Genomic DNA, 23,795 nt, shown 5'->3' with positions numbered 1-23,795 from the left:
TATTCTCCGCTCGTCGCAGAAACGGCGGCCGCCGGTTAGAAATCGGAGGGCTTCTAGCGGAGGCGTCACCGACCCAGGCCCCGCTTGCGTCCGAATCTCCAGTCGACGCCGCCGTCGCCGCGCGCGACGCCGGAAACATGGCGACCAAGGTGCTTTTCGAGAGAGGGCGTCCAGGGAACAAGCTGGAAGCCGAGACCATCCTCGATCATCGCGAAGCGGCCGGAGGCGAGCGTGAAACGCTGGCGGTATGCGCCGGCGACGTACTCGCCGTTGGTCGCACGCTGGAAGGGCTGGCCGGTCTGAGCCGCGAGCTTCTCGCCGAGTGTGTCCACTTCGCGCCGGCGGAGCGCGTTGAGGAGATTGCGACTGAAGATGATCCGCCGGCCCTGCCGTTCGGCGAAGCCTTGCTCGATCAGGCGAACTGCACGCCGGTCCAGGGCATCGTGGACTTCGGCGCCGAACCCGCCTTCCGACAGAGCTGCGGGATCGCGCGCGATGTTTTGCCGATCGAGCCAGGTCGCGCCCGATGCGGTCACCTGCCGTTCGATGTCGAAATCGGAACGCACCGCGAGCGCGACCCGGCGCTGTCCGCGGGAATCGTCATAGGCGCGCAGCTCGACGATCGAGCCCGGCGCGCTGTCGCCGGCGGCGTCGAGATTGGCGAGCTTGATATGATGGGTCCGCCCGTCGACGCCGTCGACCACGGCATAGGCCGTGCCCTTCAGTTCGTCGTCGAGTCCACGTTCGACCAGGCGGCCGACGATCGGCGTGTCGAGACTTTCGGCGGCCAGCACGTAATCCGCCGATCCGCGCCCGATGCCGCGCTCGGTCAGCGCCCGGTGCATGCGCCTGATGATGTCGCCGCGTTCGCCAAGTTCGCGCAGCGTCGCCTCGGCCTTGTCGTCGATCATCCATTGGCCGGGGCCGACCTGCTCGGCCAGGCCGAGCGTCTCCAGCTTGCGCAGCCGCCCGACCTTGAGCGCGTGGAATTCGTCGGGCTGCTCGCCCGGTGTCGGCGCGAGGTCGATGATGCCGGTGCGCCGGCTGTCGCGAACGAGCTGGCGATCGAGCTGCGTCCAGCGCTCGGAGGCGATCTGGTTCTCTAGGCTGCGCCGGATATCGAGGTCGGTGCGCGGTCCGAGCTCCTGGGTGATCAGGTCGCGCGCCCGATCGCGCATGCCCTCCTTGATATAGTCGCGCGAGATGACGAGGTCCTGGCCGTCTTCGCGCACACCGCGCACGATCAGATGGACATGCGGATGTTCCGTGTTCCAGTGATCGACGGCCACCCAATCGATCTCAGTGCCGAGATCCTTCTCCATCTGGCCAACCAGGTCGCGGGTGAAGGATTTGAGGTCAGACATTTCCAACGCGTCGTCGGGCGAGACGATGAAGCGGAAATGGTGGCGGTCGTCCTCGCAGCGCTCGGCGAAGGCGCGTCCATCCGCATCCTCCTCTCCCGGCCCGAACAGCCGCGCCTTCTCGCCATCGCGGGTCACGCCGTCGCGGCGCAGATAATCGAGATGCGTGCCGAGCGGCGCGGCGCGCGCGGAATGCCGGACCACACGCGCCTTGATCACCGCGCCGCGCGAGCGCGCCGTGATGAGCCGGTTGGCCTGGATGCTGGCGCGCTGGCCGTGCCCGAAGCGCGAGCGGTTGCGGGAAACGACGCGGCCGGAGCGCGACACGCCTCCGCCCGCCTTCTTCGCGGCCGCGAGCGCCTGGGCGACGAAGGGGCGCGCGGCCTGTGCACGCGTCGAGCGGATGCGGCCGGGACGGATGCGGAACTCGCGATCATCGGCCATGGCATCGCTCCGCAATGTGCGAAAACCCACGTAGACACAGGCCCTTGAGCGGTCCGCGCACATTGCGCCAAGGCCCGGCAATGTGCGGAACGCGCCAGAAAATCCAAGCAAAACAACCGACCGACCGGCACGCAATGTGCGCCCTTTTATCCTGCCCTCCTAATCGGTCGTGTTTCAGCTGCTCTTTTCGCCATCGTCGTTTCTCCTTGTGGCTACGAAGATATACTACGCTGCTCTCTCTGGCACGCTGTCGCTGACGGGGTTCGAGTTCCGGTGCGCCTTGCACTCCTCCGCGCTCATCGACGGGGTGTCCTGGCTGCACGGTGGCAGCGCTCGAACCGTCGCGGCGCAATTTTCCATCGGACTGACGGAGCATCGTCACAGGCACTCGAGCGCGGTCCGGCCGTCTGTCGATCGGCGCAGCCGCAGGCAAGATATCGTGCGTTCCGTCGTTGATGGTCTGCATCGGTCCTCATCCGCCGCAGCGGATCTCCGTGCTCAGGTCGCGTCCGTCACCTCGCGGACGTGATGCGTTTCGGCTGTCGTTGATCGGTTCATGCGTGCGCTCCCAGCAGCTTGCGGTTCTTGACCTGGGCGCGCCGGGCGACATCGGTTTCGCCCGCCGCCGGGTCGCCGACGTAGAAGGTACCGTCGGTCCACATGGCGTGCATAATGACCGCCAGCTTGCGCGCCACCGCGACCACCGCCTTGCGATGGCAGGAGCGTTTGGCGATCTGCTGGCCCCAGGTCTTGACCTTGTCTTTGCCCTTGAAGCGCGTCATCAGACCGGACGCGGCTTCGTAGAGCGCGCGCCGCACGTCCGCGTCGCCGGCCTTCGAGATGCGGCCCTTGACGTCGATCGACGTGCCGGACTGCCATCGCCGTGACGTCAGCCCGAAGTAGGTCGCGACGTCGCGCGAGCGGCGGAAGCGCGTCGGATCATCGATCGCCGTCATGAAGGACAGTGCCGTTACCGGCCCGACGCCGGGGATCGCCATGAAGCGCCGGCACAGCTCGCTTGCCGCGACCATCTTCACGACAAGATCGTGCAACCGACAATATTCCTTCCACAGCGCAGCGCGCGCCGTCAGCATGGCGTCCATCAGCTCAGCCGACAGCGGATCGTCCGCCACCGCCTCGCGCACCGCCTGGTCAAACTTGCCGCGCGAGGTGCCGCCTAGCTTGATACCGAAGCTCTTGAGCGAATGTCGGACGGCGTTTTCCAGGTCGAGAAACTTGCGCTTGAGGTTGCGCCGATGCGTCAACAACAGGCGCAACCGGTAGCACTCTTCCGTCTTCACATGCGCAGCCCGGAACCAGCCGGTGCGCATGATGTGAGCGATGCCGAGCGCATCCTTCTCGTCGGTCTTGTTGCGTTGCGCCGACATCGCGGCGCGCACATGCCGCGTCTCCAGGCAGACCGCCGGCAGGCCGAGTTTCAGGAGCTCCGGGTGCAGCCACGGCGACAGCGAGCCCGCCTCGTGGCCGACGCGCCGCAGCCGCGCCAAGAAGGGTTTGAGCACAGCGAACAGCGCCTCCGGTTCGGTCGGAACCTTCACCGTCAGATGCACCTCACCGCGATCGTCGACGACACACACCGCCGTCTCCTCAATCGCAACATCCAGTCCACAAAAGAATTCCATCAGCCGTCTCCTGCGTGGTTTGACGGCAACAACGGTATCAACCGAGCCACCCGCGGCAGTCGCTGAAGGCGCGGCCTGCCGATTACGGGCGGCAATCGTGCGATTGTGGTGCCTGCCGCTCCCACTTGCACCCGACATGATACGTCGGAGCCCGACATCATGCGAAATGAGCTGGTGCACGTCATGGTGTGCCCCTCCTCGTGTTCTGTACGACGAACATGGCCGTCGGATCAGAAGGGTTCTTGATGCCATCTTGCACCGGCACGGAAGCGGAGTTGCGCGCTGATGGATTCTCGATGGTGCGGTCTACGGCCGGCCGGCGGTCGTTCGAGCGCGGAACGAATAGCGGCGCTTCGCGCCAGTCTGGTGGCGGCGGCAGTGCGGCCGAGGCGTCCACCGACTGCGTTGCAAAGCCCAGTGCTGGCGCAAGCTGATCGACATAGGCGCGTGTTTCGGCGGGCAGCGGCCGACCTGTGGTGAGGTATTCGTCATAGCGGTCAGGTCCCGCATTGTAGGCCGCCAGCATTGCCGGGATCGTGCCATAGCGGTCATACATTTCGCGCAGATAGGCCGCGCCCGCGAGAACGCTGTCGCGGGGATCGAACGGGTCGGAGCCGAGGCGATAGCGGGCGCGCAAGTCATCCCAGGTGCTGGGCATGACCTGCAAGAGGCCCCTCGCACCGGCATGTGAGACTGCGTGCGTATCGCCGGCGCTTTCGGCGCCCAGGACGGCAACGATCCAGCCCTCGGGAATGCCGAAGCGCTGCGCGGCCTCCGCAATATGTGCGGCGAAGGGATGATCGGGCACCTGCTGTAGCACGACCACCGGCTGCGCGAATGCGCCCCCGCTCTCGATCAGGCCGAGAGACAGGCCGGAAAGGAGAAAGAGGGCAATGCGGCTGCAAGGGCCGCACCGCCGCAGTGCTGGAGGTAGGTGGACGCCGGGCATGGTTCAGTCCTGCTCGTCGCGCCTTTTCGGGCGAGTCCAGTGCAGGCCCCAGTCACGTCCGTCCTCGTCCGATTGGAACAGCCGGGCTCGCACGGGGAACGGAAAGGCGGGGTCATCGAGGACGACGGAGATGAAGGTCCCAGTGCGCTCGCCGGTATGTTTCCAGCCGGCGCCGACCTCGGGTCCGTCCTCATCGCCGAGATGAACCCGATAGGCGGGCGCGTTCTCGCTCTCGGCATTCTCGGCGATGACGAATGTAAGCTCGCAGTCGAACGACAGCGAGCGCATGCGTCCGCTGTAGCCGTTTGGCGTGCGGGTGAATTGACCGATCTGGGGCATGATGAACTCCTCTTTGGTTGCGGTGGGATTGCAGGAAAGCACGCGTCGTCACCGCGTCGGCGCGCGCCAGACGAAGCGGCCTTCGCCGTCCTCGTCGGTGTAGAGGGGGATGGCCCGACCGATGACGGTCGTGGCCGGAAGTGGGCCGAAATAGCGGCCGTCGAGACTGTCGGGGACTTGCCAGTTCATGAGGAAGAGCTCGTCGGCCGCGACGACGCGGCAGCCGCTCCAGACCGGCAGCGGGCGGTCGCGCCGATCTCTCTCGAGCGCCTCGCCCATTGCGATTCCGTCGACCGTGATGGTGCGGCCGGTGCGGCACACGCGCTGTCCCGGCAGGCCGAGGACGTGCTTCAGGATGGGCACGTCGCGGCCGATATAGCCGCGCTCGACCATGAAGTCCTCGAGCGGCTCGGGCGGTATCACCGCAACTAGATCTGGCACTTCGAGGCGTTCGACGGGCTCGATCCGATAGAGCCCGATCGGCGCGCTGGCCGACACGTTCCAGACGAGTTTGAGCGATGTCGGAACGAGGGCAGCCGCGGCAACGGCCACCACAGCGAAACAGGTCGCCTTGACATAGCCGACGCGAGTCATTGCTCGATCTTCCGCCGCTTGAGCCATGCCTGATGGCGCTGCTGCGTGTAGGCGCGCGGCTCCTGGCCGGCGCTCATCCGGTGCGCGACATGACGCCAGTGATCGGGGGCGGCGTTGCAGGGATCGATCCCTGCGGCTTCCACCGCGTCGATGTGCTGGAGCACCTTTTCGACCTTTGGCCAGCCTTCGATCTTGAGTAGGATTTCGCCGCCGGGGCGCACGAAGGGCAGTGTCTGATAGGCGGCGCCCGGTGTGACGGCACGCACGATGTCAATGCGCGAGATGACGGTGCCGTAGTCGTTGGCCGCCCATCGCACGAAGGCGAAAATGGCGCCGGGCCGGAAGGACACGACGCGCCGGTGTCGGTCGATAATCCGCTCGCCGGTCTCGCGGCCGAAGCGAATCCAGTATTCGATCCGCTTCTCGATCCAGATCAGTTCCACATGGATGAGCGCATCAGGATTGTGGGCAGACGGTATCGGGTCGCCGCCAACGCGGGGGGCCGCGGTGCCGGTCATGAGGGGTCTCCTTCGTCTTCTGGGAATTCGCGCGCGAGGAGGTCGCGCAGCATGTCGGCGACCGTGATGCCGCGCTGGAACGCGGCGATCTTGATACGGCCGCGCAGCTCGGGCGTGATGTCGACGGTCAGGCGCGCGGTGTAGCCGGGTGTCCTGCCGTCGCGGGAGGCGGCATCGGCGGATTTGATCCATTGCTCGGAATCGGCCGGTCTGGCGGCGAATGCGCGGCGGTTCGGGCGATCGCTCATGGCGAGGCCTTTCCGGCGCCGATGCGGGCGATCTGATCGGTTAGGGCTCCGATCTCGCGCGCGGCCGCCGCGGCATTGTCGATTTCCGAGACCAAGCGGCCGGTTTGCGCGGCGGCAGCGAAGGCGATGCGCTGCCCGACGGTGGCGGAGAGAACCGGCGGGTCGTGATCGGCCAGCGCCTCGGCTGTTTCGCGTGCGAGCACGGTGCGCGCCGCGCACCGATTGAGAACGAAGCGTGCGACGAGTTCGGGCCGGTAGATGCGCGCTTCGTTGACGAGCGATAGCATCTCGGCCGACGCCCAACCATCGAGTGGCGACGGCTGTACGGGAATGAGAACGAGATCGGCGGCAAGCAGGGCCGAACGCATCAACCCGGCGACACGCGGCGGGCCGTCGATGACGATGTGATCGACGTTGCATGCGAGCTCGGGCGCCTCGCGATGGAGCGTATCGCGTGCCAGGCCAACGACGCCGAAGCGGCGTGGAAGATGTTCACGGACGCGCTGCTCGGACCAGTCGAGGGCCGAACCTTGCGGGTCGGCGTCGATCAGCGTGACGCGATTCCCGCGCTGAGCCCATTCACCGGCGAGATGCAGGGCGAGCGTCGTTTTGCCAGTGCCGCCCTTCTGATTGAGCAACGCGACGATCATCGCTTGCCTCCCGGACGGTCGTCGAGAGGCAGGGTTGGCGAGTCTGGGCATGGCGCAGAAGCGTTGGCTTCACGCGCTTTCGAAGCGCTTGGCGCAGGGTCTTGAGCGATGTTTTCCACATCGCGCGCGTCCTCTACAGAGTTAGATTCTTTGTTAGCCGGGGTACTGACTGGTGCCAGTTGGCCAGCGTTGCAGCTGTGGCGATGATGCCTCCGTAAAACGATCATGGAGGGCGGCGCGTGGTGCTCCGTCAGGATCGGCGACGGAGACGAAACATGGAGTTCTATGCGGGACTGGACGTGTCGCTCGAGGCGACGAGCGTGTGCGTGGTGAATGGCGAGGGCAAGGTCGTCCGGGAAGGAAAACTGCCGTCCGACCCGGACGCGATCGAGCTGTTCCTGGCCGAATGGGGCATCCATCTCAAGCGCGTCGGGCTGGAAGCCTTCTCGTTCAGTGCCTGGTTGTATGCCGCCCTTGACGAAAAGGGCTTGCCGATCGTCTGCATCGAAACGCGCCACACCAAGGCGGCGCTCAACGCCATGCTGAACAAGACCGACAGGAACGATGCGCGCGGCATCGCGCAACTGATGCGCACCGGCTGGTTCCGCCCCGTTCATGTCAAGTCGCGCGAGGCGCAGGCGCTTCGGATGCTGCTCGCCGGCCGCAAGGCGCTGCTCGGCAAGGTGCTCGACATGGAAAACATGATCCGCGGCCTGATCCGGCCGTTCGGCCTGAAGGTCGGCCCGTTCTCGACCGGCAAGTTCGACGGGCGCGTGCGCGAGCTGGTTGCCGGCCTCGCCGAACTGGAGCAGATCGTCGAGCCGCTGCTCTCCGCCCGTGCTTCGATGCGATTGCAGTTCGCCCGCATGCACCGGCTGGCGCTGGCGGCGGCGCGCGAGGACAAGGCGGTGAAGCGGATGATGACGGTGCCTGGTGTCGGCGCCATCGTGGCGCTTACCTTCCGCGCTACCGTGGACGACCCCGGCCGGTTCAGGAAGTCCACGACCGTCGGCGCGCACTTCGGGTTGACGCCGCGACGATACCAGTCCGGAGAGACCGACTGGTCGGGCCGCATCTCCAAATGCGGTGACGAGATGACACGCGCCATGCTCTACGAGGCGGCGATCGCCATCCTCACGCGCATTCCGAAGAACTTCAAGCTGCGGCTCTGGGGCCTGAAGCTCCTGAAGAAGAAGGGGCTGAAGAAGGCTGCGACTGCCGTGGCGCGGGCCTTGGCCGTGCTCCTGCACAAGATATGGGTCGATGGCTCGACCTTCCGATATGGCGTCGGCCTGAAGGGCGGCCGGATCGCTCGCGCATGACGGCGGCGTAAGCGATCCGGCCGCGCCCTTCCGGCGCGTCACCAGGTTCCGCCACGGCGGAGCGGCGTCTCCCGGGGAGACGGGGACATGGGCGAGATCGAAACTTGACTTGCCGGCAGCCTTTTGGCGAAACCGCACGGCGCTTGTTAGCCTGACCGCCTGGTCTCCAGATCCCGGAATGTGGCGGACACCATGCCGACCACGGACGTTAGCGAGTGCTCCTCGGAGAGACATGAGCCGCACCTCAGCGTGACGATGATGGAAGGGAACGGCCGCAGCGGCGGCAGACGGCGGCGGTCACGCGCTCGCGCGTGTCTTCGCAAGTAAAAGCGGCTTTACGGATCAGTCCGCCGATGGCAGGCTGAAATGGAGAGGCGTTGTCTCCACAATCCACTGACTCACAACAACAAGTTAGAGTCAGTACGTTAGACTCTAAGTTACGGGCGCGATTTTCCGTTTTCTCTCCATGCTTTAGATCGGGTTTGGGTTCCCGATAGCACGAGCCTCGGGTTCCTGATGGCACGATAGTGCGGGTTCCCGATAGCACGACCCCGTCCACAGGCTTTCCACAGGCCGGGGTCGGCTCGAAGGCGAGCAGCGTGCGACCACCCGCCTCGACTTCGAGAAAGAGCGAGTATCCGGGCAGCGGCTGGCGGCGGATGATATGGCGCAGCTCGAAGGCGAAGCGCTTGTAGGGCGACAGGCTGCCTGATTTCTGGTGGAGATGGCGGAAGTCGAAGCGCCAGCCGCCGCGCTGGCGACCACCATGCTTGCGCACCAGGCGATAGAGCCAGCGATCGAGCCCGCCCGTCAGGCCGAAATAGGCGCGGTCGATGGTGAGCACGAGCCCGTCGTCGAGCACGGCGCGATAGAACCAGTCCGGCACGATCAGCTCGATGCCGTCGGGTCGGCCTCGATGGTCGGTGCGCTCCTGCCACTCGTTGATCCAGGAGAAGCGGTGGCGGCGACCTTCGCTCGGCTGACGGATTGAGGTGGAAACGGTGGTGGACTGGAGTCGGTCGAGGGCAGCCTTGAGTCGCTGGTAGTCGCGCATCGACGTGCCGCGGCCGACGAAGGTCAGGATTTCATAGGGCGTCGCCGCCATCAGGCGCGATGTGTGGAAACCCCCGTCGCGGGCCTCGACGATCTGGCTTGCGGCCCAGATGAGGATGTCGGCGTCCCAGATGGTCGCCATGCCGTGGTCCGGCACGGCCTCGACGCGAATCGAGACGCCGCCGGCGGTGAAATCGATCGGCGCGATGCGATGGGACTTGGACAGGGAGAAGAAGGGATAGGCCATGAGATCCTGCGCGTCTCGTGGCGCGAAACCGCCGGGGAGCGCCCGGAACAGATCGAGCTGTCCGCGCTCCGACAGGGATCGACGCCGCACCATCATTTAGAAGACCGCTCGCGCTCAGCGCGCGTGGCGGCCGGGTTGCGGACCGTCGGGGAGCGTCTGGGGCTTGGCGGGCAACACGCGCCCGCGCGGATCCGAGGTGGACGTCACGGCGCCGCGCGCCGCCCAGGCTTCGAGGTCATCGACCGAATAGACGACGCGGCCACCGAGTTTTCGGTACGCTGGACCGGTTCCGTAGGTGCGGTGCTTTTCCAGGGTGCGGGCGGAGAGGCTGAGAAATTGAGCAGCTTCCTTGGTGCGCAGGAAGCGCGGCGGCAGTGCGGCGTGATTGGTTCGCATGGATAAGGCCTCCGTGGTGTAGTCGGTGACCGCTGCGGTTCAGCGGCGAATGGCGATCACGGTGGCGGAGGAGGAACGGCGCGAGGGAGTGCGAAGATGTCGAAAAAGATTCACACCCTCTCGAACGTCGCATTAAGTCGGAGGGAACGGGGGCGCGAACCTTTCGGTCCGCCCAAATGGCAAGGCTCGACCTATCGGGAAGCTACGCCGGATTTTGGCGTCATCGGGCTCGGTGCTTGTGGAGCAGTGTGCGATAGCCGCCAGCCACAAGGTCGAAGCCGGAGCGTACCCGGCGCATCACGACGTCGCGCAGCGGCATCGACTTCCACGAAATCGCGGTGTCGCGCTCTGCGGCGAACACGGCCTCCGCGATGTCCTGATATGTGGCGCCGGCCCGCCGGCCATCGATCGCCCGGAGCATTTCGATGAGATGGCGCTTGCGCTGGGCGGTGAGGCGATCGTCAGGTGCCGCCCGATGATGAACGAGAGCGTCCCGGAAGCGGAACAGCGCATCGACGCGATCATGGAGAAGCGGATCGACGGGCGTGAGGACGGCTACGGGGCCGCGAGGTGCTTTGCCGTCGAGCGCAATGGCAGCGAAGCGCTCGCCGGCCACGACAAAGCGGAGATAGAGGCCTTCCTCAGCCGACCTGGCGCTGATCGGATCGACGGCGATCGTTGCCGTGATCAAGCCTGGAACGACTATTGGCGTCAGAATGATTGCGGCCGGATCGACAGCGGGGCTCCAGAAGATGTCGGCGTTTGTGGCGGGCAGGATCGGAGGTATCGGGAAAGCGCAACCCCCAGTGCGCGCTCAGCGCCGCTATGGCATGATCATCCGATGGATCCGAAGCCGCGACTTCTCGCTGATAGTCAGAATTGCGCCGGAGGAATTCCCAGGCGAGTTCCGCCGAGTTCAGGTCATTCAGGTATCGATATGTCTCGGCGTCTCGCCAATTGTCCTGCGCCACCATCCCGATTTGCCTCCTCGAGCCTGTGCAGTGGATCCGCATGCCCTTGGAAGATCGCGGCAAAGTTGACGTCTGGATAGCGGGGCAACCGGCATATGGCGATGCGCTCTGTGCATCACCTCGGGCGTCTAGTGGTAGGCAGACCGCAGGAGGTCGCGGTAACCGTTCTCCGTCATCCACCGCGCACGAGCGAGATGGGATTCGTGAACTCGCAGAGCGCGTTCGGGTTGGTTGTCGGGGTCGAGACCGAAGACGACGCGAACGACTTCACGCCAGTGTGCAGCGTCCGCTTCGGCGTCGAGCAATCGCAGGTAGGTCACGACATGGTCGCGATCATAGTCGGTCACGTGCTCACTCTTCGGTGGCTCATCCAGGAAATCGACTTTGCCCATGTGCACTCCTGTGTCTCGGCGCGGCGCCGCAACCGGCTATGGTTAACGCAAACTCACCAGGATTGTGCAGAGGCACCGCGAAATCGCTGTGAGGGACAGGCGCCACACCATTCGGCAGGTTCTTTTCAGGCCGTCGTTTCCTGATCCTGCTTCGCCGCGGCATGAACGATCATCACCCCTTCGCCCCGGGCGGAGTTGAGGAGAACGACGCCATTGGCTTCGAGGGCCCGGCGGACCTGATCACGCGTGCTCTCGTACACCCTCAGATCGTTTTCCGATTCGAGGCGCTTGGGAGCGGTCAGCGATACTCGGGCCTTGTCAGCGAGCGTCTCCTGCGTCCAACCCAGTAGCGCGCGCGGCCCGCGACTGTCGGGCGGTGATCATGCATCATCACCTCCTACAGTCACGAATACGCACGCCAGAACTACGACTTCTCTATTCGGACCAACCGGATAGCGTGGTTTCCCACACTCCCCAGTGGTTCATTTACATACTATAGTTGATAAACTCAAAGTATGTAAATCGCGATCTTCCTGCGCATGGATATGCGCAAACTGGTCGGCCGGAACTTCGCCCGCCTGCGTCGGGAGAAAGGCCTGACCCAGGAAGATGTCGAAGCACGTTCCGGTTTCAGCCAGCAGTACCTGAGCAGCCTGGAACGCGGCCGTAGGAATCCGACTGTGATCACGTTATACGAACTGGCCCAAGCCCTCGGCGTCAGCCACGTCGATTTGGTCGAGCCCGACGACAAGGTTTGAGCGGCACACCCGCGAGGATCAGCTTCTCTTCGTGTCGGCACAAGACCGCCACAGGATGGGATCAGCGGAAGCGGCGGGACAATTTAACTTGCGACATCACCTCGGCCTCGGCCTCGGCGGTCAAGTCGTATATGCGCGCTCGCCGTTCCCCGTCCCCTTGCGGGGAGGTGCCTCGACCTGAATTGAACCCAGTCGAAGTCCGTTTCGTCGATCCACATGCGATGGAGGATCACGGCGATTTTGCGCGCCAACGCGGTGATCGCCTTCTTGTGGCCTCGGCGCCCCGAGATCCGTCCGTTGCGATCAACTTCGCAGGATTGTTGACTCTTTCAGTCGTTCTTCGTTGCACAACGACGACATTGTGCCGTTGTGCAACCTTCGCTGGCCAGCCGGCGGACCCAGGACTCAAGCGGCGGCGTAGTGGGAGAAGACGTCCGTGCTGCCATTCCGATGGATCAGGAACACGTCGTAGGCCTCGCGCTCGTTCTCGGGCCCCATGCCGGGCGATCCATAGGGCATGCCGGGCACCGCGAGGCCCACTGCGTCAGGGCGCTCGCCCAGCAGGCGGCGAATGTCGGCCACAGGGACGTGACCCTCGATCATGTAGCCCTCGACCCGCGCAGTATGGCAGGAGGCCATCTCCTGCGGGATGCCACTGTCCAGCTTGTAGCGCATGAGCGCGGTCCCGGCACTCTGCTCGGTCGTGACCGCGAAACCGTCGTTTTCCAGGATCTCGATCCAGGCCGAGCAGCAGCCGCAATTCGGATCCTTCATCACATGGATCGCCGGTCCGGCGTCTTGCGCCAGCGCCCCCAAGGGCGATGCAGCCAGCAGTGTAGCTCCGCCGATCAGGAGCGTGCGGCGGGAAAAACGGTCTTGGATCATCTGATTTCCTTTCGAGGTTGTTGTGTACTGGCAGGTCAGAGATCGACCCGTCTGAGCCGCAAGGCGTTGGTGATCACCGAGACGGAGGACAGGCTCATCGCCGCCGCCGCGATCATCGGCGATAGCAGAAGGCCGGTGACGGGGTAGAGCAGTCCTGCTGCGATGGGGACGCCAAGAGCGTTGTAAGCGAAGGCGAAGAAGAGGTTCTGCTTGATGTTGCGCAGGGTGGCGCGAGCGAGCTTGCGCGCCCGGACGATGCCCATCAGGTCACCGCCCAGCAGGGTGATGCCTGCGCTTTCCATCGCAACATCGGCCCCGGTGCCCATGGCGATGCCGACATCGGCGGCGGCCAGCGCGGGCGCGTCGTTCACCCCGTCGCCCGCCATGGCGATCTTGTGGCCGTCGCGGCGCAGCCGGTCGATCAGGTCCTTCTTGGCCTCGGGCAGGATGCCCGCCCGCACTTCGTCTATCCCGAGCTTGCCCGCCACCGCCTGCGCCGTACGTTCGTTGTCGCCCGTCGCCATGATCACCCGTAGTCCCTGCGCGTGCAGTTCGCGGATCGCCTGAGCCGTCGAGTCCTTGATCGGGTCGGCCACAGCCACGATTCCGACAAGCGCCTCATCGAAGGCTATGAACATGGCCGTCTTCCCTTCGGCGCGCAGAGTATCGGCCCTGGCTTCAGCCTCACCGGTTTCAAGACCCATTTCCTGCATCATCGCGGCATTGCCGAGCGTCACCGCGCGTTCGCCGACCTTTCCGCGCACGCCCTTGCCTGTGACTGCTTCGAAGTCCTTGGCCTCTTGACGCGGCGCACCCTGCGCCTCGGCGCCCTCGACGATCGCCTCGGCGAGCGGGTGTTCAGAGCCGCGCTCCAGAGCTGCGGCCAGCGACAGCAGGTCCGTCTCGGTCAGATCTCCAAGCGCGACCGTATCCGTCAGTTTCGGCTTGCCCATGGTCAGGGTGCCGGTCTTGTCGACGATCAGCGTGTCGACCCCCGCCATGCGTTCCAGCGCCTCGGCGTCCTTGATCAGCACACCCGCTTGTGCGCCGCGCCCCGCTGCCGTGGTGATCGAGATCGGCGTCGCCAGCCCGAGCGCACAGGGACAGGCGATGATCAACACCGACACGGCCGAGGCGATGGCGAAGACCAGCGCGGGCTCGGGGCCAACGGTCAGCCAGACGACGAAAGCGACGATTGCGATGGCCACCACAGTCGGCACGAACACCGCCGACACCCGGTCGGCCAGACCCTGGATCGGCGCGCGGGACCGCCGCGCGTTCGACACCATCGCGACGATCTGCGCCAGCACGGTATCGGACCCGACCTTGCCCGCCTCGATCACGAGGCTGCCATTCTTGTTGATCGTGGCGCCGGTCACGTCATCGCCCGGGCCTTTTTCGACCGGCATAGACTCGCCGGTCAGCATGCTTTCATCGAGAGACGAGCGGCCTTCGATTACCGTCCCGTCGACAGGGACGGCATCGCCCGGGCGCACGCGAAGCCGATCGCCCTCCATGATGTTCTCGAGCGGCGCGTCGTATTCGGTGCCGTCCGGCAGGATCCGTCGCGCAGTCTTCGGCGCGAGGTCCAGAAGCGCGCGGATCGCGTCGCCGGTGCGCTCGCGGGCGCGCAGCTCGAGAACCTGGCCCACGAAGACCAGCGCCACGATCACGACCGCCGCCTCGAAGTAGGTGCCGACGCCATGGCCCATCCGGTACTGTTCCGGAAACACGCCCGGCAGGAAGGTGGCGACGATCGAGTAAAGGTAGGCCGCCGCAACGCCGATGCTGATCAGGGTCCACATGTTTGGACTGCGGTTCACGATCGAATCCCAGCCGCGCCGGAAGAATGGCAGCGCCGCCCAGAGGATGATCGGCGTGGCCAGCACGAATTCCAGATAGCTGGCCGTCTGGTGCCCGATCCAGTCGCGCACCGGCAGCGCCACCAGTTCGCCCATCGTCAGGATGATGAGCGGCACCGCCGCGGCAGCCGAGATCCACATTCGGCGGGTGAAGTCGGTCAATTCCTCGCTGGGCTCGTCCGAGGGCACCATCGGCTCGAGCGCCATGCCGCAGATCGGGCAGGAACCCGGCGCATCGCGAACGATCTCGGGATGCATCGGACAGGTGTACTGGACGTTGGCCGGAACAGCCTTCTTCTGTCCGGCGGCGCGGCCGGAAGCATAGAACCACGGATCCGCCTTGAACTTCGTCTGGCACTTCTCCGAGCAGAAATGGAAGGTCTCGCCCTGGAACTCGGCGTGACGTCCGTCCGGCTTGACCGCGACCGTCATCCCGCAGACCGGATCCTTCGCCGTCTCCGTCCCCGCCGGGATGTCAGGTGCCCCATGATGATGATCGTGCTCCATGGTCTGCCAGCCTTTCGGTATCTCGTTTCAGCTTGCTGCTTCCACTCGTTGGAAGCTCAAGCCCATTTTAGTGATGGTCGTGAGCGCCTTCCCGGACCGGATTGTGCGCCAGGAACACCCCCACGAAAAGGAACACCAGCGCCATGCCGATCGCGCCAAGGACGACGATGAGGGGGTCGGACTGCCACTTCATCGCGGCGAAGGCGGACAGCACCACGGCATCGAGGGCGATCGCCGTCAGCAACACCCAACCCCGAGCGCCGATTTCCTCGCGCAGATGCCGGAACACGCCGAAGTGGATGATGATGTCCATCGCCAGATAGAAGAAGGCCCCGAGCGAGGCGATGCGGCTGAGGTCGAAGAAGACCGTCAGGAAGCCCGCGATCACGACGGTGTAGACGAGCGTGTGGTCCTTGATAGTGCCCGGCATCCCGAAATGGCTGTGCGGGATCATCTTCATGTCCGTCAGCATCGCCAGCACCCGCGAGACTGCGAACACGCTGGCGATCAGACCCGAGGCAGTGGCCACCAGCGCCAGCGCCACCGTCAGGTAGAAGCCGGTCTGCCCGAGGGCGGGCTGGGCCGCTTCAGCCAGCGCATAGTCCTTCGCCGCCACGATGCGGTCGAGCGGCAGGCTGGAGCCGACGGCGAAGGCGACCAGCAGATAGACGACGACGCAGATGGCGATGGCGAGGACGATGGCCCGGCCCACATTGCGGTGCGGATCGGTGACCTCGGCGCCGCTGTTGGTGATGGTCGTGAACCCCTTGAAGGCGAGGATGGACAGCGCGAGCGACGCGACGAACCCGCTTGCGCTAGAATCTCCGGCCGACGCCTCGAACGAGATGCCGCTGGCCCACAGACCGGCCGCCCCGAACAGCGCGATGCCGCCCACCTTGAGAACAGCCATAACGATGGAGAACAGCCCGACCGACCGGCTGCCCGAGACGTTCACGAGCCAGGCGAGGACGATCAGCCCGACGCCGAGGATTGGCACCAGCACGCTGTCCGGATCGCCGCCGAACGCCCGCAGCGTGTAGGTGCCGAAGGTACGCGCGACGAGGCTTTCGTTGATGACCATCGACAGCGCCATCAGTAGGGCGGCGCCCGCCGCGACCGTCGTCGGTCCGTAGGCCTTCTTCAGGATCATCCCGATGCCGCCAGCAGAGGGATAGGCGTTCGACATCTTGATGTAGGTATAGGCGCTGAAGGCGGTCACGATGGCGCCCACGACGAACGAGAGCGGGAAGAGCGGTCCGGCAAGCTCGGCGATCTGTCCGGTCAAGGCGAAGATGCCCGCGCCGATCATCACACCCGTTCCCATGGCCACCGCGCCAGGAAGGGTAATGCTGTTCCTCTCGTAATCGCTTTTCGTCATGGATTTTCCTTTTCCGGCCTTTTCCTCATCGCCACCCAGAGCAGCGGCAAGCCCGTCACAAGGCCGAGGCCGAGAACTGCCCAAGTCGCCCGGCCGAGGTCTCCGCTCACCGCTTCCCCTCCGAAATGGGCGAGCAGGAAGCTTGCCGGGACAATGCCGGCCAGTGTCGCGAGGGCGAACCGCCACGCGTGCAGGCGGCTGAGCCCGGCGGCGTAGCTGATCATGTCGAAGGACACGAAGGGCATCAGGCGACTGGCGAACACCGTCGCGGTCAATGCGGTCTGCGATCCGAGCAGGCCAGCATCGACACGATCACCGAATACGCGCCGCAAGACGTCGTGCCCCAGAACCCGCGCGAGACCGAAGGCGATCAGCGCACCGAGTTCCGCGCCGATCACGACCTGCACCGTCCCCCATAGATGCCCGTAGGCCGCCCCGGCGGCCAACGCGATGGGCGCGCTCGGGATTGGGCTGGCGACGACCGCCAGGGTCATGAGCGCGACGACAAGGATCGGCCCCCAGAGACCCGCGCGCGCGACAAGCATCTCCAGGCGCTCGCCGTCCATCAGGCCGTGCAGATCGGCGAATACTGCAGGCGCGAACTGCCAGATACCGAGCATGGCGATCCCGAGGATCGCCATCGCCACGAGAATGATTGCGCGCAGGCCCATCTCAGACGGCCGCGACGGCCTTCGCCAGAAGGTCGCGCACCTCACCGGCGACCGCCGTCAGTTCGGCGTTGTCGATCGCCTGCATCGATGCCACCGGGTCGATGGCGCTGACCTCCACGCCGCCCTCGACTTCGCGCAAGATCACGTTGCAGGGCAGCATCGCGCCCACACGCGGCTCGATCCCGATGGCCTGATGCGCCATCTTCGGATTGCAGGCGCCGAGGATGCGATAGGCGGGCATCTCGGCATCGAGCTTCTTCTTCATCGTCGCCTTGACGTCGATCTCGGTCAGGACACCGAAGCCATGGTCCGCCAGCGCCTTGCGCGTGCGGGCGTCGACATCGTCGATACCGGTGTCCGGGATCATGCGATTGATTGTGTAAGCCATTGAGAAGTCCTTTCTCTTATTTTCGAAGATATTTGACCAGCGCCGCTATGGCCAAAACCACCAGCGCGAGGATCAGCAGGCCGAAGAGCCAGCCAAATCCCATTCCGAAACCCATTCCGGAGCCCATGTCGTTCCAGTTCATCATCTCATCCTCCTGATTTTCACCCGTAGGGTACGCCTTTTGACCGGCCCTCACGACAACATGGGGCAGGACAGCTGGGGTCGGTTCCGGCACGTCGGGGCGCCCTGTCCGGACGCCCCACCTGGGTCAGGCTGATGCCGTGACCGCGAACTCGGTCATCATGCCGGTCGCAAGGTGCGGCATGTGATGGCAATGCAGCATCCAGCGCGCAGCCTCGCCGGCGTCGAGGGCGACATCGACCATCGCCATCGGCGGCACGTGAACCGTGTCGCGCAGGGCCCCGGCGACGCGGCGCCCGTTCAGGCCGACGACCTGGAACACATGCCCGTGCAGATGCATCGGGTGGGCCATCATCGACATGTTGTGGAACGACAGAACGACCCGCTCGCCGCTGCGCGCGATGATCGGCTGGTGCTGGCCCCAGATCGCCCCATTGATCGTCCAGACATAGGGCTGCATTGAGCCGCCAAGCATCAGAACATGGCTGCGTTCCACAGGTCGATCCGGCAAGGCATCCAGCGCAATGAGGCGTGCCTCCTGCGCAAGACCGGTGTCGAAAGCGGGTGCTTCGGACTCCGCCACGGCATCCAGGCGCCGGACCTCCGCACCCCGCGAGGCAAGGATCAGGCCGGTGCGCTCCCGCGCGCCTTCGCGCAGGGCGAGGATCGGCCAGGCGCCACCTTCGTTCGGCAGGTCGATCTCGATGTCCAGCCGCTGGCCCATCGCCAGCCCGAACCGCGTGCCCGGGACAAGCTGGACGGCGTGCCCGTCCACCGCGACCAGTCGCGCCTCTACTCCACCGGTTTCGATCCAGAACACCGTCGCCGCGGCGGCATTGATGACCCGAAGCAGGATGCGCCCGCCATGCTCGACCTGCACCACCTCGGGATCCGACAGGGTCCGGTCGTTGGCGAGATAGGCGTCCCAGTCGTAATCGTTCAGGTCCATGGCCATGCCGCCCATCTGGCGGCCCACGCCCATCATCCCGCCCATACCAGACATGTTGCCCATCGGCATGCCGCCCATGGCGCCGTGCCCCATGGCACCATGATTCATACCCTGCATCGCCCCCATGCCTCCCATGAGCGCACCTTGATCGGGCTGCGTACCGACACCTGCGCCGTGCCCCCCGCTGATCTCCTCCAGCACTTCCTCGGGGGCTCGGAAGGAGAAGTCATGCAGGAACATCACGACCTCCTGCCGGTCGGCGGCGACGTCCTCGGCCGAGCGCACGATCAGCGGCGCGGCCAGCAGCTGCATTTCCTGGGTAGGTACGTGGCTGTGCATCCAGTGTGTGCCCGGCCGCGCCTCGAAATCGTAGGATCGAGTCTCGCCCGCCGCGAGTAGCGGCATCGGCATGTCGGGCACACCATCCTGAGCATTTGGCGGAATCTGGCCGTGCCAGTGGATTATCGTGCCCACGCCGAGATCGTTGGTCAGATCGACACGGAACTTCTGGCCGGGGTCGAGGACAAGCCCCTGACCGCCGGGACCGGCAAGACCGAAGACCGTGGCCGCGCGCCCGTTAATGTCGAGCGTCCGGGTTGCAGCGGAGAGGCTGATTGGGGCCACGGTCTGCGCGAAGGCAAGACGGGGCATGTGTGCCGCACCAATGGCGGCAGCACTTGCGGCGAGAAAGCCGCGTCGCGACAGGGTGTTCATGGTCGTCTCCTCGGGACATCCGTCCCGTTCATCAATGCCGATGGGACGCCGCGGGCGTCGGCCCCGGCGCGATCAGAGGAGACGGAACTTGGGAGGTCGTTCGTTCAGTCCTGGTGGATGGCCGACGTGGCTTGCCTCGAACGGGAAGTCATGGCTGACGGGACCGTAGGCGTGTCCGGATTCTCCGACTGGCGATGTCAGGAAGGCCGAAAGACCCGCGCAGACGAACTCGCACATCCCGGCATCGGCCGATCCACAGTGCTGTTCACCTTCACAAACCGGCTGGGCAAGGCCGGGAGAGTGCGTCATCTCGCCGACGTGGATCGCGTGCTCCGGACTGAATTTGAAGCTCATGTGCGCCGCATGTACAGAGGACGCCGTTGTCACCACGGTGATCGCAAGTATGGCTAGCATGGTGACGAGACGGGCGATCATCGTTCTAAGATATGCATTGCTCACGAGAATGTCCATTGTCGCGCGCGCCTCACCGCTGGCACAACGTGGTCTCGGCGGGACGCGGATGATATTCTGCAGTGATCGGGGACAGACGTCTTGGGAAAAACTCTCCGAAATACTGTCGGGATCGGCCTGGTTGTCGGAGGCGTGATCCTTGCGATCTTTACCGGTTGGCATCATGCCGGTACCGCATCCAACTCCGTCGCGTCGGCAGAGGTCATCGCGCAAGGACGGCAGATCTATGCGGATCAGTGCGCCGCCTGCCACGGCGCTGATCTGGAGGGCCAGCCCGACTGGCGCACACAGCTTCCCTCCGGCCGATCGCCCGCACCGCCGCATGACGAGACCGGCCATACGTGGCACCATTCCGACGAGGTCCTCTTCCGTATCGTCAAGGAGGGCACTGCCGCCATCGTCGGTGGCGGATACGAGAGTGACATGCCCGGCTTCGCAGACGTGTTGAGCGACGCGGAGATCCGCGCCGTTCTCGACTTCATCAAGAGCACATGGCCGGAACGCGAACGGGCCTACCAGGAGAACGTGTCGCAGGCGAACTGACTCTCGCCTTGACCGCCGAGCTACCCTAGGCAGAGCGATCCAGATCGTCATGGCGATCATAATCAGGTTCTCGGTCAGGGAGAAGAAGCCGAGCGGCACGTTGCTCGATCCGCCGACCCGGCGCATCGCGCTTTTCGATGTAGACCGCCTTGAAGACCGAAACCGCACTCCGCTTTGGCCCAAGTGGAGGTACTTATCCTGCAGAATCGTGCCGACGACTGTGTCGCGGAAGCCATCCTCAAGCGATCCAGAGGCGCAGCGGCAGAAGTTTCGCGAAATCGCAGGCCCTCTTACAAGGTCCGTCCGTTCAAAGGCAGCCAGAAATAGCATGCCAAATACCCGATCTATTCTAGTCGTTCTCGGCGGCGTTGGCCCCGCCCGGTGTTGCCGGGCGGGACCCGCGCGGGTTCAGTCGCCATTGCGGCGGCTGGGGCGGGACCAGATGAGGCTGTAGCCGTCGCCGTCCTCGTCGTCGAAGAGGTTGGCGTAGATCGGGGCGGTGAAGCTCGGATCGTCGAGCTTGAGGCCGAGATAGTCGCGGCCCTCGTTCGACTGCTTGGACCAGGCGGCCCCGATTTCGGCGCGGCCGACCAGGACGCGGTGGCTGGGAGCGTTCTCGCTGGTCTGGTTGGTCTCCGGGACGATGCGAACGTTCTTGGCCTGCACGTTGAGGGTGACGATTTCGCCGGTGTATTCGTTGCCGGACTTCTTGAAGGTGCCGATGGTTGCCATGGTAGTTCTCCTTGATCGCTGGTTTCGAGCCCGCACCATTGCGGCCTCGATGGCGATCGGAGAGGCCGGAGGCGATCGACGGCGCATCGCGTGCGACCGCAGCGTCAGCGGAGGATGGCGATCCGGCGGGTTTCTTGTCTCGCGAGGAATGGCGGCGCAGCCGGCAGGGGAAGAAACCTGACGGGCGCCATTGCGCCATAGGCGATCGAGGCGCAGCCGGTCTTCGGCCAGATCAGCCCATTGAAGAGGCCGTTTGGAGCGATCGGCTCTCGGGGATCGTTCAAGGAGACAGTAGCGACACCGTGCGCTCAATCTCTTGGCCGGCGAAGGGACACAAATCGTCTGCTGCCCTGCAGGCCAATTCGCTTCGTATCCGGCGCTGCCGCCGGATATGGTTCCACAAGCATCTCCCGTGCATCTCTGGCTGCGCCTGTCGGGACAGCTTATGCCATGCCGTCCGCAGGCGCCGATCCGGGACTGAAATTGAAGATCCGTCCCGCATACCGCATGTCCGACTCCCTCAGGCTTCGATATGGGGCGCGGTGGAAGAGCTCACCTCCCGTCCCTGCCTGCGATGGCGTTCAGACGCTGGCCGCAGTCTGCCCGTCAGGTCCGGTCGAGGCCATGGAGGTCACGCGAACGAAGGCTGTGATCCCGACCGCCACCGCGCCGATCACGGAGAAGACGGTCTGCCAGGTCTCCGATGGCATGAGATGTTTGACGATGCCGTGGGTGGCGTGGAAGCCGGCAATCGCCGCCGGCGCGACGAAGGCGAGCGCGGTGGCGAGTTTCAGCCACATGGGCCGGGCGAACAGGATGAGGTATTGCCCGATGCCGAACACAAGGGCCGCACCGACGAGCCCGACAAGGACGCTGCCGGGCAGGCCTGCGCCGGTCTGATAGGCCCACATTCCGGCCGCCACGCCACCGAGCGCAGGCAAGGCATAGGTGGCGAGCGTGAACAGCAGCCAGCAGATGGCGCCGATTGCAGCGATGGATCCGAGAATCGCAATAATCATGGTGGCGTCTCCGTAAGATGAGATTCAAACGGTCGCGCCTCCACCACCACCATGGCACAACGCAAAATAATACCACGCTCGCTGTTGAGCTGCGAGAGGAAGGTCTGGTCAGATCGTGAGGCCGGCATCCGCATGCTCTGGGATAGTCGGAAGCTCTGATCGTCCCCGCGCGATGTCAGGCTCGCGAACTGCGCATTCCGGCGAGTTTTTCTACTGAAGTTGCTGCCAAGAGTCGTGCGTATTCTTCGCTTTCCATCGGGACTAGTGCAATCCTTCCGTCCCGGTCGTGATGCAGGCCATAGCCATGCTTCTTCACTAGTGGCGAGGCGCGGAGGCAAGCCTTTGGCGTTGAGAAGAAAGTGGCAGCGCTCACCGGACCCTTGCGCTCGTTCTCAACAGCGAGAAGCAATTCATCCGAAGTCATCTCGTAAGGAGCAGCGTTCAGCAGGGCGAATTGGCGTCCCGCAATTGTTCCAGGTTTCGCCGGAGGTGATGCCGCCGTCACGGGACAATCCGCCGATACGGTAATGAGGGTGTCATGATAATTTGTACTATGCATGCGCATCTCCACTCAGAGAAAAAGTAGGAACATATCAGACGAACAGACCGGGTCTTCGATTTCGAATACAAGTATCGGCAACTTTGTCCGCCAAGCGTGCATAGGCCGCGATTCATCCGAACCACCAAACCGGAATGCCGAGCTTGCGGGCCTTGTCGGCGAGGTTCTCCTGAATGCCAGTGCCAGGGAAGACCATGACCCCGATCGGCAGGACGTCAAGCATCTGGTCATTGCGCTTGAACGGTGCGGCGCGGCCGTGCTTCGTCCAGTCCGGCGCGAAACCAATCTGGGCGACATTGCGGTGATCGGCCCACCGGGCGGCAATCTTCTCGGCGCCTTTCGGCGATTTACCGTGCATCAGCACCATGTCGGGATGCTTGGCACGGACCTGGTCGAGCTTGTCCCAGATCAGCTTGTGATCATTGAAGTCGGCTCCACCTGAAACAGCGACCTTCGGCCCTGCGGGCAACAGCACTTCACGCTTGGCCCGTTTGCGCTCGGCGATGAAATCGCGACTGTCGATCATCGCCGACGTCAGTGCACGATGGTTCACCTGCGAGCCGGTGCGTGGCGACCAGGGGGAGCCGGTCGTGCGCAGATATAGTTCGGCGGCGCTGTCGCGGAAAACTTCCAGACTGTCGCGGCGTTGGATTAGGCCTTGTCCGGCCTCGATGAGGCGTTCCAGTTCGACCGCCTTGATTTCGGAGCCGTCCTGTTCGCGCTGCCCGCGCTTCTGCGCCTGTTCGTTGTCGTCGAGCTTGCGCTCAATCCGGTCGGCGGCACGGTGGAATATGTTGACGGTCGACCAGAGCAGATCGTCGAGTTCGCCATCGAGTGCCGTGTCAGCCATGGTTGCGATGAGGGCGTCGAAGATGTCGGAGACAGCGCCTGCGATAACGTTGTCTTCCGGGACGAGGCGCGGGTCCGGGCCGTGCCCGTCGTGGCGGTAGCCGTAGAGCTGCAGTTCGCTCAGTGCATGCTCGGTCGGAGAGGCTTGGTGGTGCGGCTCGAAGATATCGTCGTCTTCATGTGCCATGGTGATGCTCCCTTGTCGGTTGGCCGCGCCCGCCGCGGCCTTCATGGCGCCGGAA

28 protein-coding genes and 2 pseudogenes are annotated in these 23,795 nt (G+C 64.7%); 3 read left to right on the top strand and 27 right to left on the bottom strand.

The genetic code is table 11. The annotated features are described in order from the left end of the window. Positions 1 to 65 precede the first annotated feature (65 nt). From ACSSVZ_RS23650 to parA, 8 genes are all read right to left on the bottom strand, one after another. The gene (locus ACSSVZ_RS23650; protein ID WP_296708708.1) at positions 66 to 1,805 is read right to left on the bottom strand and encodes a relaxase/mobilization nuclease domain-containing protein; all 1,740 of its coding nucleotides are present in this window, start codon (positions 1,803 to 1,805) and stop codon (positions 66 to 68) included. Between the two features lie 554 nt (positions 1,806 to 2,359). Beyond that, positions 2,360 to 3,448: an IS110 family transposase gene (locus ACSSVZ_RS23645; protein WP_453973286.1), complete on the bottom strand. Its 1,089-nt coding sequence runs from the start codon at positions 3,446 to 3,448 to the stop codon at positions 2,360 to 2,362. A 181-nt stretch (positions 3,449 to 3,629) separates the two neighbouring features. Beyond that, positions 3,630 to 4,397 carry a lytic transglycosylase domain-containing protein gene (locus ACSSVZ_RS23640; RefSeq protein ID WP_453973284.1) on the bottom strand — a complete coding sequence of 256 codons (768 nt, stop codon included), beginning with the start codon at positions 4,395 to 4,397 and terminating at the stop codon, positions 3,630 to 3,632. A gap of 3 nt (positions 4,398 to 4,400) precedes the next feature. Next, positions 4,401 to 4,736 (bottom strand): DUF736 domain-containing protein, encoded by a 336-nt coding sequence (locus ACSSVZ_RS23635; protein ID WP_453973282.1) that lies wholly within the window; start codon positions 4,734 to 4,736, stop codon positions 4,401 to 4,403. A gap of 48 nt (positions 4,737 to 4,784) precedes the next feature. Continuing rightward, on the bottom strand, positions 4,785 to 5,330 hold the full coding sequence (locus ACSSVZ_RS23630) for a S26 family signal peptidase (RefSeq protein ID WP_453973280.1): 546 nt from the start codon (positions 5,328 to 5,330) through the stop codon (positions 4,785 to 4,787). Next, positions 5,327 to 5,848 (bottom strand): DUF2840 domain-containing protein, encoded by a 522-nt coding sequence (locus ACSSVZ_RS23625; RefSeq protein ID WP_453973278.1) that lies wholly within the window; start codon positions 5,846 to 5,848, stop codon positions 5,327 to 5,329. Before ACSSVZ_RS23625 ends, ACSSVZ_RS23630 begins: the two co-directional genes overlap by 4 nt. Then, a complete protein-coding gene (locus ACSSVZ_RS23620) occupies positions 5,845 to 6,096 on the bottom strand; it encodes a ribbon-helix-helix protein (protein WP_453973276.1) in 252 nt (83 codons plus the stop codon). Before ACSSVZ_RS23620 ends, ACSSVZ_RS23625 begins: the two co-directional genes overlap by 4 nt. Further along, entirely contained in the window at positions 6,093 to 6,746 is a 654-nt protein-coding gene (gene parA / locus ACSSVZ_RS23615) for a ParA family partition ATPase (RefSeq protein WP_453973274.1), read from the bottom strand. Before parA ends, ACSSVZ_RS23620 begins: the two co-directional genes overlap by 4 nt. 275 nt (positions 6,747 to 7,021) lie before the next feature. On the opposite strand from parA, the gene ACSSVZ_RS23610 reads away from it, so the two are divergent. Continuing rightward, on the top strand, positions 7,022 to 8,068 hold the full coding sequence (locus tag ACSSVZ_RS23610; protein WP_453973273.1) for an IS110 family transposase: 1,047 nt from the start codon (positions 7,022 to 7,024) through the stop codon (positions 8,066 to 8,068). 244 nt (positions 8,069 to 8,312) lie between these two features. Here ACSSVZ_RS23610 and ACSSVZ_RS23605 read toward each other — a convergent pair whose 3' ends face one another. The 6 genes and pseudogenes from ACSSVZ_RS23605 to ACSSVZ_RS23580 all read right to left on the bottom strand — a co-directional run bounded on the left by ACSSVZ_RS23605 (position 8,313) and on the right by ACSSVZ_RS23580 (position 11,511). Then, positions 8,313 to 9,464 (bottom strand): replication initiator protein A, encoded by a 1,152-nt coding sequence (locus tag ACSSVZ_RS23605; RefSeq protein WP_453973272.1) that lies wholly within the window; start codon positions 9,462 to 9,464, stop codon positions 8,313 to 8,315. Positions 9,465 to 9,482: 18 nt separating this feature from the next. Then, a complete protein-coding gene (locus ACSSVZ_RS23600) occupies positions 9,483 to 9,764 on the bottom strand; it encodes a helix-turn-helix transcriptional regulator (RefSeq protein ID WP_453973271.1) in 282 nt (93 codons plus the stop codon). A 220-nt stretch (positions 9,765 to 9,984) separates the two neighbouring features. Continuing rightward, positions 9,985 to 10,380, bottom strand: coding sequence for a DUF2285 domain-containing protein (locus ACSSVZ_RS23595; protein WP_453973270.1), 396 nt, complete (start codon positions 10,378 to 10,380; stop codon positions 9,985 to 9,987). A gap of 25 nt (positions 10,381 to 10,405) precedes the next feature. Then, the gene (locus ACSSVZ_RS23590) at positions 10,406 to 10,738 is read right to left on the bottom strand and encodes a transcriptional regulator domain-containing protein (protein ID WP_244648670.1); all 333 of its coding nucleotides are present in this window, start codon (positions 10,736 to 10,738) and stop codon (positions 10,406 to 10,408) included. 125 nt (positions 10,739 to 10,863) lie between these two features. Beyond that, complete coding sequence (locus ACSSVZ_RS23585; protein WP_173189748.1) at positions 10,864 to 11,127, bottom strand: DNA -binding domain-containing protein; 264 nt, start codon at positions 11,125 to 11,127, stop codon at positions 10,864 to 10,866. A 125-nt stretch (positions 11,128 to 11,252) separates the two neighbouring features. After that, positions 11,253 to 11,511 (bottom strand): annotated as a pseudogene (locus tag ACSSVZ_RS23580) (hypothetical protein). A gap of 155 nt (positions 11,512 to 11,666) precedes the next feature. On the opposite strand from ACSSVZ_RS23580, the gene ACSSVZ_RS23575 reads away from it, so the two are divergent. After that, a complete protein-coding gene (locus tag ACSSVZ_RS23575) occupies positions 11,667 to 11,885 on the top strand; it encodes a helix-turn-helix domain-containing protein (protein WP_173189746.1) in 219 nt (72 codons plus the stop codon). A 405-nt stretch (positions 11,886 to 12,290) separates the two neighbouring features. On the opposite strand, the gene ACSSVZ_RS23570 is transcribed toward ACSSVZ_RS23575, so the two are convergent. From ACSSVZ_RS23570 to ACSSVZ_RS23535, 8 genes are all read right to left on the bottom strand, one after another. Further along, on the bottom strand, positions 12,291 to 12,770 hold the full coding sequence (locus ACSSVZ_RS23570) for a DUF411 domain-containing protein (protein ID WP_453973269.1): 480 nt from the start codon (positions 12,768 to 12,770) through the stop codon (positions 12,291 to 12,293). Between the two features lie 35 nt (positions 12,771 to 12,805). Then, on the bottom strand, positions 12,806 to 15,139 hold the full coding sequence (locus tag ACSSVZ_RS23565) for a heavy metal translocating P-type ATPase (protein WP_453973268.1): 2,334 nt from the start codon (positions 15,137 to 15,139) through the stop codon (positions 12,806 to 12,808). A 67-nt stretch (positions 15,140 to 15,206) separates the two neighbouring features. Continuing rightward, complete coding sequence (locus ACSSVZ_RS23560) at positions 15,207 to 16,517, bottom strand: APC family permease (RefSeq protein WP_453973267.1); 1,311 nt, start codon at positions 16,515 to 16,517, stop codon at positions 15,207 to 15,209. Further along, entirely contained in the window at positions 16,514 to 17,188 is a 675-nt protein-coding gene (locus tag ACSSVZ_RS23555) for a TVP38/TMEM64 family protein (RefSeq protein ID WP_453973266.1), read from the bottom strand. The genes ACSSVZ_RS23560 and ACSSVZ_RS23555 overlap by 4 nt, the downstream gene beginning before the upstream one ends. Position 17,189: 1 nt before the next feature. Next, complete coding sequence (locus ACSSVZ_RS23550; protein ID WP_453973265.1) at positions 17,190 to 17,576, bottom strand: DUF302 domain-containing protein; 387 nt, start codon at positions 17,574 to 17,576, stop codon at positions 17,190 to 17,192. Between the two features lie 16 nt (positions 17,577 to 17,592). Next, the gene (locus ACSSVZ_RS23545; protein WP_296708656.1) at positions 17,593 to 17,721 is read right to left on the bottom strand and encodes a hypothetical protein; all 129 of its coding nucleotides are present in this window, start codon (positions 17,719 to 17,721) and stop codon (positions 17,593 to 17,595) included. A gap of 123 nt (positions 17,722 to 17,844) precedes the next feature. Next, entirely contained in the window at positions 17,845 to 19,380 is a 1,536-nt protein-coding gene (locus ACSSVZ_RS23540; protein WP_453973263.1) for a multicopper oxidase family protein, read from the bottom strand. Positions 19,381 to 19,452: 72 nt separating this feature from the next. Next, on the bottom strand, positions 19,453 to 19,851 hold the full coding sequence (locus ACSSVZ_RS23535; protein WP_453973262.1) for a hypothetical protein: 399 nt from the start codon (positions 19,849 to 19,851) through the stop codon (positions 19,453 to 19,455). A gap of 132 nt (positions 19,852 to 19,983) precedes the next feature. Here ACSSVZ_RS23535 and ACSSVZ_RS23530 point away from each other — a divergent pair, with 132 nt between their 5' ends. Continuing rightward, positions 19,984 to 20,394: a c-type cytochrome gene (locus ACSSVZ_RS23530; protein WP_372057504.1), complete on the top strand. Its 411-nt coding sequence runs from the start codon at positions 19,984 to 19,986 to the stop codon at positions 20,392 to 20,394. A gap of 33 nt (positions 20,395 to 20,427) precedes the next feature. Here the strand turns inward: ACSSVZ_RS23530 and ACSSVZ_RS23525 are convergent. The 5 genes and pseudogenes from ACSSVZ_RS23525 to ACSSVZ_RS23505 form a co-directional block, all read right to left on the bottom strand. Beyond that, positions 20,428 to 20,560: pseudogene (locus ACSSVZ_RS23525) on the bottom strand (glutaredoxin); the annotation flags it as partial. A gap of 242 nt (positions 20,561 to 20,802) precedes the next feature. Next, positions 20,803 to 21,126: a DUF736 domain-containing protein gene (locus ACSSVZ_RS23520; protein ID WP_453973260.1), complete on the bottom strand. Its 324-nt coding sequence runs from the start codon at positions 21,124 to 21,126 to the stop codon at positions 20,803 to 20,805. 581 nt (positions 21,127 to 21,707) lie between these two features. After that, a complete protein-coding gene (locus ACSSVZ_RS23515; RefSeq protein WP_453973259.1) occupies positions 21,708 to 22,145 on the bottom strand; it encodes a hypothetical protein in 438 nt (145 codons plus the stop codon). Positions 22,146 to 22,320: 175 nt separating this feature from the next. After that, the gene (locus tag ACSSVZ_RS23510) at positions 22,321 to 22,704 is read right to left on the bottom strand and encodes a DUF6157 family protein (RefSeq protein ID WP_173189727.1); all 384 of its coding nucleotides are present in this window, start codon (positions 22,702 to 22,704) and stop codon (positions 22,321 to 22,323) included. A 112-nt stretch (positions 22,705 to 22,816) separates the two neighbouring features. Beyond that, positions 22,817 to 23,740, bottom strand: coding sequence for a DUF2493 domain-containing protein (locus ACSSVZ_RS23505; protein ID WP_453973257.1), 924 nt, complete (start codon positions 23,738 to 23,740; stop codon positions 22,817 to 22,819). Between the last annotated feature and the right edge of the window lie 55 nt (positions 23,741 to 23,795).

The sequence above is a fragment of the Amorphus sp. MBR-141 genome (assembly GCF_053628695.1).
This window is presented reverse-complemented; position numbering and strand designations above follow the sequence as displayed.